Here is a 13,069-nt window from a genome sequence, read left to right as displayed (position 1 = left end):
AATCACCCTCTCGTATTAGAACATTGGCGCGAAGGAAGCGAGCCATGCACTTAATTTTTGCAGTTGGCCCGTAAATAACAGTAAGCCCATAGCGATTAAAATCCAGCCATTCAGCAGCGCCAAACGCGGTAACCATTTATTTATTTTTCTCATAATACCCTTAGATTTCGTAATCAAGATGGATATCAATAAAAAAGGAACTCCTAAACCCAATGAATAAAACAATAATAAAAAGATTCCATTGAACATCGTTTCAGATGATCCAGCCAACAACAAAATTGAAGATAAAGCCAGACCGACGCAAGGAGTCCAGCCCGTTCCAAAAGCAACTCCCACGACAAATGAATTCCAACCGCTTCCGTTCTTTGGAGTTTTGGTTTCCCGCTGCTTTTGAAACATGAGAAAACGAAGATTTAAAATCCCTGCAATCTGTAAGCCGAATATAATAATAAGTAGTCCGCTAAGCTTTTCTAGCAACCCTCGATTCGCAGCGAAAATTTGTCCAATCATACTTGCGGAAGCACCCATAAGTAGGAAAACCACAGTAAAACCGAGGATAAAGAGAGTAGAACGAATCATCAGTGTTCTATTGGATACACTTGTTTTCTCCCCACTCCCATAAGAGCCTGTAAGATTCGCAAGATAAGCAGGCAAAAGCGGAAAAATACAGGGTGAAAAAAAGGATAATGCCCCCGCCGTTATAGCAAATAAAATTGAAATATTGTCCATTTGTAATTCCTCCAGCAAAGTATTCCCAACAACCATAACGCAGGATTGTTAAGATTCATTTAAGCTCTCTTTTGTTCTAACGTTGTGAATAGTCAAACAACATAAAGCAATAGCCAAATATACAAGCTGCGCACTAGATAATCCTAAGAACACGACTACAGAAAAGCTTTTAAAAAAGGCACTTAAAATCTGTCCGATGCTGAACCAAAGAACAATTTGATTAACTTCTTGCGGCTTTTCAAAGCTATCTTTTCTGATATACATCCAAATCAATAGTATGCTCGCTAAAACAAATTGACTGAGATCATACAGAAATGATGATGGTATCGGATCGTTAAAGATGAGCTGGAACAATGAATAGATCATTTTATAAGATAATAAGCCTGCCCCCAATACTGCCGCATACATCCAAAAGGTAATTCTGCGCTTATAACTTTGAATAGATAAGAAGATAAGAACTACAATTGCCGATAATAAGATCCCGCGTTCACCCCCAGTAAAATAAAGAATATAGGATGGGTTATTTAAAACAGCGACAGGATTAAAAATAATGACACTAAACTTCCAAATCAAGAATGCCCATAAAAGAACATTGGTTATATCCTCTAAAATAGGCTTGCTTAAATCGCTCTTTCCCTTCAACCAATATTTCATGGCTATATAAGCTGCAAAAGCAGAGAACGCCATCGCGATCCAATTGTATTTAATTATCAGCGGCCCCCAAACGATAGCTTCTTGCATCATGTCTCCCCCCCTTTTTACAATTATTTTCTACTCTACAGCCCGATTGTTAAGATTCGTTTAACTAGAATAAACCTACTATTAGGCATCTAGCCTATTAGTAGGTGCGAGATATGTATCGTGTAATCCCTTTGAATCTCAGTGCAAAATAAAAGTAGCACTAACCATAGATAGCTATATTCATGGAAAATGAAAAAACACATTCTAATTTGGTATATTGCATGCTCCTGGATAAACCTTTCATGAGTTGAGGTTTATCCATAGGAGAAAGCTTATTCACCAAAAAGAATGTGTTTTTCCTGTTTTAATATAAGGTTTGAATTTCTAAATTATGAAGCCTTTGCTGCAACAGCTTTTTGAATCAAAGCTTTTGCATCGTTATTAGAAAGTCCTTGTTTTGGCTGAAGCAGGTTTTTCTCTGCTGCACTGAAAATACCTTTGTCAATCAGTTTTGCCATAGATTTAACCGCATAAGTAGAAACGGTTTTTCCATCTTCAAAACCTGCAATGATCGCAGCCGCATTTTTATCAGAAGCTTGATCGTTCAACAATTTAGCAAGAATGGTAGCAGCTTCTTCACGAGTGATCTCACGATCAGGATTGAAGTTACCACCGTAGCCTTGAATGAATCCAGCATGAGTAGCTTCTGCGATTGCATCGGCATATGCAGCGTTAGCAGCAACATCCTTGAATGCAGGTGCTGTAGCTACTTCGTTAAGTTTCAACAGGTCTACTAGAGCACTTACAAATTCAGCACGGGAAATGAATTCTGTTGTTGCAGGTGTTTCTGTTTGCTCTGTAGCTGCAGCCAGATTCGTGATACGTCCTTCTGTTTTAGCTTGAATAGCGCCGCCTTTATACGTATCTACAATGTACTGGTAGAATACATCCAGATCGATAGGACCTGCTAAAGATGATTTAGCATCCACTAGCACCTTATAGTTATCTCCACCTGCGGCCATAAAGTTGTTAACGACAGCCGTATATGTTTTTGCAGGATCAATAGGTGTGCCATCTTCGAGAGTGAGGCCAGTAACACGTTCTGCAACAGGCTTATTGAAGTCTGCAGTATATTTCAGACCAGAGATCTGTAGAGTTTTAGTGTTTGGTGTACCGTCAGCATTGGTTCCCCATTGTTGCTGCAACAAAGTTTTAATTTGTTCACCAGTCAACTCCAATTTCACCAGAGTATTGCCAAAAGGTTGGATTTTGGCAAGATCAGCAAAGGTCACATCGCCTTTTGGCAGATCCGCACGAATACCACCTGGATTCATAAATGCAAAGTCAGCAGCACTTGCCTTATCACCAAAGTCTGCTTCACGCATTGAATCTGCAATAAGGTTGCCAAGAGCGGCTTCGTTATTATAAGCATCGGTACGAGTAACAGAACCATCCGTTGTACCTACTGGTTTAGTCAGCTCAGGATGCTTGTCCAATGATTTTTTAATAATAGCTAAAGATTCAGGGTCTTCTTTTACACCCTCTTGAAAAGTTGTTGTAATGGTAGCTGATTTCTCAGTTACATCCCCGGTAGCAGGGTCAATCATCAGCTTGATATCTTCAAATGCTGTACCATAGGAATAAGCCTGAACGATCAATTTTCCGTTCACTTCACCGTTAGCTAAAGCGTGATTGTCACCTGCAACGATAACGTCAACAGGGGAATTTGCTGGTAAAGCTTTTGCCAGGTCAGCCGCTTCGCCAGTTGTTACGCCTTCTTTGGTAGTTGCTGGATCATGTGCCAAGACAACGATCGTTTCTACACCTTGATCTTGCAATTCTTTTGCATATTTATTCACTGCTTCAACTTCTTCTTCTGCGCTTAGGAAACGCACGCCTGCTGTACCCGATGGGGATACTTTAGCAGGTGTAGCCTTCGTCACTAATCCGATAAATCCAATTTTGACTCCGCCCAATTCTTTAATTACATATGGCTTAATCAATGTTTTGCCGGTGGATGTTTCAATGACGTTTGCATTGACATAATCAAATTTTGCACCAGCATGAGTAACCTTGCCTTCTTTTGGATCAAGGCCACCAAAGATTTGTGCTTTTAATGCAGCGATACCTTGGTCGAATTCATGATTGCCCAGTGAAGCTACATCAAAGCCCATCATATTCATCCATTCCATCGTAGGCTCGTCACGATCCAGAGATGAAACTGGAGCAGATGCACCGACAGAGTCTCCATTATGGAAGAGTAGGGAATGTTCATATTTTGCTTGAGCTTCTTTTAGATAAGTTGCAAGAATTGGAGCAGATCCCGCCTTTTTATCACTAATCACCGAAGTCGTATCTAACTGACCATGCAGGTCGTTGATTCCGATCAAGTGTACTTCTACATCTGTACTTGCAGCAGAGACAGAACCTACTGCGCCTAACAGTTGGGAAAGTAATAGTGCAGCAGTGGCTACACGGATCGTGCTTTTACCTACTTGTTTCTTCCATGACATGAGTTTTAAAACCCCTCTCGAATTTTCGTTCCTGAGATATTTTAACATAAGTAATTACATTAAAATCATAGTTTATATCAAATCTATGTAAAAAGTTGAAAAAATGAATAGAGAAGAAACATATCTGGCTCTACACCAAACTTAGTACTAGAGTCCTTCCGGAATAAAGTAAAGCCTTTCATCAAACACCAACAGATCTTTTGCATTTCTCCTCCCCATGCGTTATTATCTTTTTATCGACATATTTGCAGGTCTAAACAAGGAGGTCCTCACACCATGTGCCCGCGTACCAAAGAACAAAATGAACTCATACGTATACAACGCAGAGAACAGATCCTGGATGTCGCCGCTCGCTCCTACTTTCGTACGGGCGGCAGCTTTGATATTCGGGATGTTGCGCGCGAGGCAGGGCTTGGTTACGGCACAGTGTACCATTATTATCCCAACCGGCATTTATTAATAGAAGATGTGTTGGGAAGCGGCTTCGAGCGATGCGAACAAGTTATTGTGAAATGGGCAAAGATCGGTGACAGGCAGTTATTAACGTATTGTAAAGCGCTGCTGCAGCTGTGGCAGTTAGACGCCCGCGCATATCTCGTCTACAAAATGGCATCGGAACATTTTACAGGCTTGCCTGAGAAGGATCGACACCACGCCAAGAAACGATTTACGGAACAGCTGTACGTTCCACTCCAATCGATTGCCCAGTGCGAAGACGACTGCATCGACCATATGCTTGCTGTGCTAATCGGCTGTTATGGGATGTACTACTATGCTGGCAATTCTGACCTGGACGTCGATCGAATCGCCCGACTCGCTATGCAAGCTATTACGAAGGAGACCTGATACGAACATGATCATCTTAAAAAGCAAGCATGAAATTGAATCCATCCGCAAGGCATGCCAAGTGGTGGCTGAATGCCATCGTACCATTGCCCCACTCATCAAACCGGGCATCACAACGAACGAAATTGAGCGCATATTTGAGGATATTATTTTGAAGCACGGCGCCAAGCCATACGAAAAGGGCTACAGAGGCTATCCTTATGCGACCTGCGCATCCGTTAACGACGTGATCGCGCATGGCTTTCCTAACAATAAGCCACTTGTGGAAGGTGATATCGTGACGATCGACACGGTCGCGGAGCTCGACGGCTGGCTCGGCGATTCGGCCTGGAGCTATGCGGTCGGACAGATCTCGCCCACGGCCGAGAAGTTGATGCGCGTCACGAAGGAATGTCTTGACCTGGGTATCGAGCAGGCGCGGCCTGGGAATCGTCTCGGCGACGTGACAAGCACGATTCAGCGGCATGCAGAATCACACGGCTTTGGCGTTGTGCGTGACCTTCTCGCCCATGGCATCGGCCGTGACCTGCACGAGGAGCCGACGTATATGCATGTCGGCAAGCCCGGAAAGGGCGTACGTCTCAAGGAAGGTATGGTGTTCACAATTGAGCCGATGATCACCGAAGGCACCTACTTCATGACAATCGATGCGGACGGCTGGACCGCACGGACGATGGACAACAAGCTCGCAGCCCAATACGAGCATACGATCGCCATCACGGCTGACGGTCCACAAATTCTGACCGCGCAATAGAATAGTTTCTTATAACAATAAAAATGAATTAGAAGTCGACCACCCAAATGGTCGACTTCTTTTTTTCGTATTCGGAATTAGCTTCCGCTTGGCACAAACGTAGTCAAAAAAGATTTATTCAAAGTAAAAAAAGTGCATGTTCTTCTTTTTCCAACTCTCCTCATTCAATCAAAAAGTCAAAAAACGTACTGGTTCTGGTCAATAACTTTTATATCACGTGTCCCCTTTCTCGTTTACACTATTTTCAAGCTATTGATATTAAACTATCGCGAAAAAGGGGGAAGCAATATGAACAAGAAAACCAAAACTTTAGTGTTGTCATTATTCATGTCGACCTTATTACTCGCAGCCTGTACAAATGGAAGCAGCACCGAGCAAAGTTCAACTAATACAGACCCGGATGCCAACGAGAGCGGAACAACCACCATTCACACAGTAACGTCAGAATACACTTCTGCGAAATATCCGAAGGGCGACGATATCACAAATAATGTGTGGATTAAGCGATATAAAGACAAGTTTAATATCGATGTCAAAACAGACTGGGTTAGCGATGAGTACGATACCAAATTGAATTTGGCTATAGCATCGAACGATCTTCCGGATGTATTCAGGGTGAATCCATCCCAATTAAGGCAGTTGGTCGAAGCGGATATGGTGATGGATCTGACCGATGTCTTTGAGCAAAACGCTTCAGATCGTCTCAAGGGTTACATGGAAGCGGATGCGGACAGTTATGAGTCAGGAAAGAAAGACGGTAAGCTGTACGGAATACCACAGATGCACTGGGGATTAATTGAACAACCAGACTTCATCTGGATTCGGAACGATTGGAAAGAAGAACTGGCGCTCCAGGATCCGAAATCTGTGGAAGACATCAAGAATATCGCACTGAAATTCATGGAAAAGCATGGCGGTTATGGTATTGCGGTTGACCAGTCGTTGGATTATCTCAATCTGCTCGCTATTGCGTGGAATGCGCATCCAGATCTGTGGATGGAGGATACCAGTGGAAAACTGGTGTACGGCTCAGTGCAGCCTGAGATGAAGAATGCGCTGGCTGAATGGTCAGAGTGGTACAAGCGAGGCATCATTGATCCGGAATTCGCAATCAAAGACTTTAATGCAATGAATGCCGATATCGTAGCCGGCAAGGTTGGGATACAGCCTTATTACCAGTGGTGGGGTTATAATCCGGGTGTCGATACGGTATCCAATCTGGGCAAGGATGCCATCTTCTACCCTTATATCATCCCAACCATCGATGGAAAGGAAGCTAAACAGTCCATCTTTTTCGCCAACAACAATTATATCGTCATGAAAAAAGGATTCAAAAGCCCGCAAGAAGTGATAAAAATTTTGAACGACTATGCTTATATTGTTGATGAAGGCAATGGCAAGGAATCCACAGAAACGCTATCCGCTCTGCTAGACAATGATATAGCCCATGTGGTCGGAGCGTTCCGTGTACTTAATCCGAATTCCGACTACGAGCAATTTGAGGCTGTTTCAGCCGCTCTTCAATCCAAGGATACCAGTGGACTTACGACTTCGGGAATGTGGCAAAAATACAACAACAGTGTTGAATTCATGGAGAATGCAACACCAGGAGCAGTCGGTGATTATTTGCAGCAAGGAGCTCCAAAGAATGCCTATAGTCTTGCTAAAAAAGTGCTCGACAGTGAGAACTACACGAAGACAGCCCTATGGGGTGTTACACCGGAGGTACTGTCGAGCTATGGCACAACCTTGGATGACATCCTGACGGAAGGCTTCACCAAGATCATTATGGGTAGCGAACGTATCGATTATTTCGATGTTGTCGTCCAGAACTGGCGAGCAGCAGGAGGCGATGAAGCAACCCAGGCAGTCAATGACGCCTACGGAAAATAAGAATGCTGTTGTCCAGAGGGGATGAGTTATTCTCCCCCCTTTTTGGCAACGGTTACACGCCTATTAAACCAAGAACGGAGGAGAACAGGAATGCTGAAAAAGTGGAAGCAGCAGAGTCCCTACCATTTAATGTTGGTCCCAAGCCTCGTATTGGTCTTCATCTTTAGTTACATCCCTTTTTATGGACTTATTATTGCGTTTCAGAAATACAATCCGGGTCTTGGCTTCAATTCACCATGGGTAGGATGGGACAATTTTTCACACGTATTTAGTCAGCCGAACTTCGTAAGGACGATCTGGAACACCTTATACATGTCCGTCTTCAAGATTATCGGAGGCATTATCGTGCCCGTTATATTCGCATTACTCCTTAACGAAGTACTAAATAGCGGAGTTAAACGTACATTCCAAACCCTGGTATATATCCCGAATTTCCTGTCTTGGGTCATTATGGCCGGGATCATGCTGGACATCCTTAGCTCCGATGGCATCATTAACACATTTCTGGGCGTATTCGGGATTGCGCCTATTTCCTTTCTTGGCACACCATCCATATTCCCATGGACCATGATCGTCAGTGATATCTGGAAGGGCTTCGGATTTGGCACGGTTGTTTACCTGGCAGCCCTGACCAGCATTGACCCTGGACTTTATGAGGCCGCGGTGATTGATGGAGCCAAACGCTGGAAGCAGACCATTTACATTACCCTACCTCTGCTCATGCCAACGATTGTCTTAATGACTGTGTTGTCGCTTGGTAACGTGCTCAATGCAGGCTTTGACCAAATCTATAATCTCTACTCCCCTGTCGTCTATCAAACCGGTGATATCATTGATACCTATGTATACCGTCTGGGAATTCAGCAGGCACAGTATTCGATAGGTACGGCTGTCGGATTATTCAAATCCATTATTTCCAGTGTTCTGGTTGCCGTATCGTACGTTCTGGCCTACAGAGTAGCCGGCTATCGCATCTTCTAAGGAGGAACTATCTTTATGATCTATGATAAAAGTATGAGCAGGCGTTTGTTCCACGTCCTAAACTACACGATATTGCTTCTAATCTCTCTCCTGTGTATCCTGCCGTTTATCAATCTATTGGCAGTTTCGTTCAGCAGCAGTGCGGCTGTATCTGCTGGTAGTGTAACGTTCTGGCCCGTTGAGTTTACGACCAAGGCCTATGAATTTGCCTTAACTGGAGGGTCATTTTTTTCTTCTCTCTGGGTTGCCATTCAAAGAACCGTTCTCGGAACATTTGTCAATCTTGTTTTAATCGTACTCACGGCTTATCCACTTTCCAAATCGAAACAAAAATTGATGGGCCGTAATATCTATATGGGATTTTTCATAGTCACGATGTTATTTAGTGGAGGATTGATTCCAACCTATCTCGTGGTAGTCAAAATGGGACTGATTGATTCGATCTGGTCTCTGATCCTGCCTGGAGCTCTACCCGTATTTAGTATGATTATTTTAATGAATTTCATTAGGGGCTTGCCAGAGGAAATTGAAGAATCAGCCATCATCGATGGTGCCGGGCCTGTACAGGTATTGCTTCGTATTTTACTCCCGCTCCTCAAGCCCGCTCTTGCAACAGTCGGTTTGTTCAGTATCGTCGGCCATTGGAATTCATGGTTCGATGGTATTATCTATATGAACAATCCAGCCAATTATCCATTACAAAGTTACCTGCAGACTCTCCTGCAGAGTTTTGAGCAAATCATGCTGAAATCTGGATCCGATTATACTCAACTACTATCCATGATGAATGCCAGAACTGGTCGCGCCGCTCAAATGTTTTTGGGTGCCATTCCGATTTTGCTCGTGTATCCGTTCCTGCAAAAATATTTCACCAAGGGCTTGGTGCTCGGTAGCGTTAAAGGATAACGCAAAAGGCTTGCAGTCCAAACTGCAAGCCTTTTGGGTGTGTTCACCTCATGTTACCCCAAGCACAATACTACTTTGTTTCTGATATAACAGGCAGCAGAATGGTAAAGACCGTACCTTTTCCAATCTGACTATCTACTTCTATTCCATAGGGCTTGCCAAAATGAAGCTGAATGCGCCGCTGCACATTATGCAGACCGATTCCTGTGGATCCGGTGCCTGCTTCAAGCTTATCTTCCCTCAAGTTCAGGATCATATGATGATCCATACCGACCCCATTATCGCGGACTTCGATCGTAATATCACTGTCCTTCGGTTGAATCCGAATGGTAATGACTCCGCCTTCCTCAAGTTCGGCCAGACCATGAAAAATCGCGTTCTCTACAAGGGGCTGAAGGATCATTTTGGGCATACGATAATCCATCAGGCTATCCTCAATCTCATATCTCATCTGAATACAATCATAGTACCTGACATTCTGTATCGTTATGTAATTCGCTATATTATCGATCTCCTCACGAATCGTAACGAGGGTTCCATCGGATCTTGTCGCATAGCGAAGCATCGAGATGAGTGCATCTGTCATTTCCACGATTTTGTCAGCCTGTTGCATGGACGCAATCCATTTCACCGATCCAAGTGTGTTATACAGAAAATGAGGTTTGATCTGATCATGGAGGGCTCGCATCTCAGCTTTGGCTTTTTCTATTTCTTCCTGCTGCATACGTTCGACCATCCGCTTCAATTCATGAGACATCTTGTTAAATCGGATTGATAAGTGGCCTATTTCGTCTCGTGAGCGAATATGCTGCACTTGTTCAAACTGCCCCTTTTCGACCAAAGCGATGTTACGCAGGAACTTCTTAATGGGGGTAGTGATGACATGAGATAGAAATATGGATATTACAGCAGCAAAAAGAATTATAACAATAGCCAGCGTCACCAAATTACGGCCCAATATTTTGCCGTCGGCAGTCAGCTCATCCAATGGCATGTATAAATAAGTTGTCCATTTTTGCTGACTAAGGGGATTGGTCACCACGACATTCAATGATTCAGATGGACGGACGTTGTCCCGGAACAGTGTGCCGATTAATCGGTCATTCACGTTATATACAATCTTGTCATTCCCATCGATGATCATGAATCTGGAGCGTAGCCCCTCCTGTAAATTGCGATTGACGATTTCAATAAATTTTATATCAATACTGACGACGATCACGCCAAGCAGCTTCCCGCTAGACACATCATGAATTTTCCGAGCGTGCGAGACTGCCAGGATTTTATTCTCAAGTTGCTCATCTATTCGGGTTGTCAACGTGATGGTTCGATCTTCATCATGCAAGAACTTTTTAAACCATAATTCGTTCGCTACTCTAAAGTTTGGGTCAATAGGCTGGTTAGGACTGACAAACAGATCTTGTCCCCCGTTCAAATTGTAGAGGTAGATGGAGAATACGCGATCTTTCATCATGATATAATTCATCAGAATATTGTATGCAGCAATCTCATGCTGTTCATCACCATCGCGGAGGAAATCCTGGATCGGAAAGCTTCCCTCATGTGTTGCAGACAGGTTATTGCTCAGTCCATTGCTGGCCAGCAGCGAGATTTTTTCAATCTCTTTTAGAAACTCGTCAATGCGAATGTTCGTCTGCTTGGCCAGATCGCTGAGCAGCTTCGTATAATTCTGTGCCAATAACCGTTCAGAGGAGTAATACGAATTGATCGTCATTACAAATACCGGAAGTATAATGACCGTTATACATATCACCATGATTTTGTACTGGATTCGAAAGAGTTGGGTATGCCTCATAGGATGCACCTCTATTCATGGATTACATGGATCCCTGCTGCAGTCGTTCTCGATATTCCTCTGGAGTATGGCCCACCGTTTTCTTGAAAATCTTACTGAAATAGGTGTAGTTATGATAACCCACTTTATCTGCAATTTCATATACTCTCAATTCCCTGCTCATTAGGTAGGCCTTCGCATGTTCAATCCGAACTCGTGTCAAGTAAGAGATAAAATTCTCTCCCTTATCCTGCTTGAACAATCGGCTGAGATACGAGGGATTGACATTAATTTGGCTTGCAATGCTTTGCAACGAAATATCCTCGGCATAATATTTATCGATTAACTCAATGGCCAGATCTGTGTAGCTAAGCTCCTGCATAAACTGAGAATCCGTTTTAAAGTAGTACGCAATATGAGCCAGGATATCTTGATGAATATCCTCCCAATACTCACCCTTCAGAACGATTTCGTAAGGAGATTTCTCGGTAAAGGAAGGCTTAGCTCTTTCTGTAGCCCGTGACACATGGGAGTGTATTGTTTCCAACACCATGATATACTGCCTGCGAATACTGTTCTCATCCGCTCGTACCGTCTCCAGTTCAGAACGAATTCCTTCAAGGAAATCCGCCGCCTTTTTGTTGTCTTTACTTATCCATAATTTCAGAAAATCTCGTTCTTGCTCCGGGTTCAGCATCCCATTCACTTCTTTCCGAGCTGGAGCTCGAATTACATCCTCGTAGTACAGGATCTGGTTGCTGCCTGTGAAGAAACCCTGTCTTAAGGCGGACTCGGCTTCTTGGCATGCCTTTCTAATACATTGAAAACCGGAAACGATTGTACTTACACCCGCTGTAAGCGATAAGTTCATAAAATCCCTGATTGAAGACAGAAGCTTATTACATAGTTTATTTAAGTCCGCATGCACAGATTTACTCTCAGGAAGTACATTGACTATAACCCAATACTCAGACGAATTCTCAACGAAAATTTCTTTCTCCCATTTCGATGGAATGATTTCTTCCATAATATTAAGAATAGAAAATCGGAGTAGTTTCTCCCCCTTCTCCACATACTTCCTCTTCGCATCCTCGTAATAGTTCACAATGAACTTGATAACAACCAATTGATCCGATCTTATACGAAAATGCAGCTCCTCAGCTTTGGTGACGATGTCCTTTTCATTTATGAATCCGCTTACAATATCTTGAAAGAAGCTATCCTTTAGATGCCTCAGGCTCTTCGAGTAATCTTGTGCCATAGTGGGGATGTTTGTCGGGTTAACATGTTCGCTTTGCAGTTTCTGTTCAATGGTAGTCAAGAGTTCGATAAGGGAGGTTTGTGTAATCTCGCTTTTAATCAAGTAGTCAGCGGCGCCTAGTTTTAGTGCCGTTTTCACATAATCAAATTCGTCAAAGTTACTTAGGATGACATACTTACAGGTTTTCAGTACCCTGGAGGACTCTTGTATAAGCTGCAGCCCATCCATAATCGGCATCTTGATATCCGTAATGATTAGATCGGGAGTCACTTCAAGCGCAAGCTCCAACGCCTCTTTTCCATTCCCCGCTTCACCAACAACATAGAAATTGTGCTCTTCCCAATTCAGCATGGAACGAATTCCAACACGCATGAGTAATTCATCATCTACGATCATCAGTTTGTACATGAAATCCCCCGATTTCGTTAGTCATAAACTTGTTCTTATCCCACGTACCCTAACAAATCTGGCTTGTTTCCATCTAAGTTTTATACAATATTAATAGAGAACGGCTTCAAAGAACACCCTTTAATTTTCAGTTATAATCATTTTTTGCTGAACAAGCCAACATGTGGCGAGTTACAGATGACTTCTGGGATCTTTGGCCGCTGTTGCTGAATATGTTCGACCGCTACCCGGACAGTCGGTTTTCCTTACCAGACGTAAAAAAACCGCTGACAGTTGTCAGCGGTGGTTAGTTTAATGAGATA

Annotated in this window: 10 protein-coding genes; 5 read left to right on the top strand and 5 right to left on the bottom strand. The window is 43.2% G+C overall.

Translation table 11 applies throughout. The features are described from left to right. Positions 1 to 15 precede the first annotated feature (15 nt). The 3 genes from QP794_RS07025 to QP794_RS07015 form a co-directional block, all read right to left on the bottom strand. A complete protein-coding gene (locus QP794_RS07025; RefSeq protein ID WP_024629965.1) occupies positions 16 to 729 on the bottom strand; it encodes a cytochrome c biogenesis CcdA family protein in 714 nt (237 codons plus the stop codon). A gap of 48 nt (positions 730 to 777) precedes the next feature. Beyond that, a complete protein-coding gene (locus tag QP794_RS07020; protein ID WP_285075563.1) occupies positions 778 to 1,473 on the bottom strand; it encodes a hypothetical protein in 696 nt (231 codons plus the stop codon). A gap of 326 nt (positions 1,474 to 1,799) precedes the next feature. Next, a complete protein-coding gene (locus tag QP794_RS07015) occupies positions 1,800 to 3,923 on the bottom strand; it encodes a 5'-nucleotidase C-terminal domain-containing protein (RefSeq protein WP_285075562.1) in 2,124 nt (707 codons plus the stop codon). A 276-nt stretch (positions 3,924 to 4,199) separates the two neighbouring features. On the opposite strand from QP794_RS07015, the gene QP794_RS07010 reads away from it, so the two are divergent. The 5 genes from QP794_RS07010 to QP794_RS06990 all read left to right on the top strand — a co-directional run bounded on the left by QP794_RS07010 (position 4,200) and on the right by QP794_RS06990 (position 9,303). After that, positions 4,200 to 4,769: a TetR/AcrR family transcriptional regulator gene (locus QP794_RS07010; RefSeq protein ID WP_285075561.1), complete on the top strand. Its 570-nt coding sequence runs from the start codon at positions 4,200 to 4,202 to the stop codon at positions 4,767 to 4,769. A gap of 7 nt (positions 4,770 to 4,776) precedes the next feature. Further along, the gene (gene map / locus QP794_RS07005; protein ID WP_285075560.1) at positions 4,777 to 5,523 is read left to right on the top strand and encodes a type I methionyl aminopeptidase; all 747 of its coding nucleotides are present in this window, start codon (positions 4,777 to 4,779) and stop codon (positions 5,521 to 5,523) included. A gap of 288 nt (positions 5,524 to 5,811) precedes the next feature. Then, positions 5,812 to 7,416, top strand: coding sequence for a type 2 periplasmic-binding domain-containing protein (locus tag QP794_RS07000; RefSeq protein ID WP_285075559.1), 1,605 nt, complete (start codon positions 5,812 to 5,814; stop codon positions 7,414 to 7,416). 90 nt (positions 7,417 to 7,506) lie between these two features. Continuing rightward, complete coding sequence (locus tag QP794_RS06995; RefSeq protein WP_079345264.1) at positions 7,507 to 8,397, top strand: ABC transporter permease; 891 nt, start codon at positions 7,507 to 7,509, stop codon at positions 8,395 to 8,397. Positions 8,398 to 8,412: 15 nt separating this feature from the next. After that, a complete protein-coding gene (locus QP794_RS06990; RefSeq protein ID WP_285075558.1) occupies positions 8,413 to 9,303 on the top strand; it encodes a carbohydrate ABC transporter permease in 891 nt (296 codons plus the stop codon). Between the two features lie 70 nt (positions 9,304 to 9,373). On the opposite strand, the gene QP794_RS06985 is transcribed toward QP794_RS06990, so the two are convergent. Next, a complete protein-coding gene (locus QP794_RS06985) occupies positions 9,374 to 11,038 on the bottom strand; it encodes a cache domain-containing sensor histidine kinase (RefSeq protein WP_285075557.1) in 1,665 nt (554 codons plus the stop codon). A 103-nt stretch (positions 11,039 to 11,141) separates the two neighbouring features. After that, positions 11,142 to 12,767 carry a helix-turn-helix domain-containing protein gene (locus tag QP794_RS06980; protein WP_285075556.1) on the bottom strand — a complete coding sequence of 542 codons (1,626 nt, stop codon included), beginning with the start codon at positions 12,765 to 12,767 and terminating at the stop codon, positions 11,142 to 11,144. Positions 12,768 to 13,069: the final 302 nt, after the last annotated feature.

It is taken from the genome of Paenibacillus sp. UMB7766-LJ446, from assembly GCF_030226665.1.
Lineage (GTDB): Bacteria > Bacillota > Bacilli > Paenibacillales > Paenibacillaceae > Paenibacillus > Paenibacillus vandeheii.
This window is presented reverse-complemented; position numbering and strand designations above follow the sequence as displayed.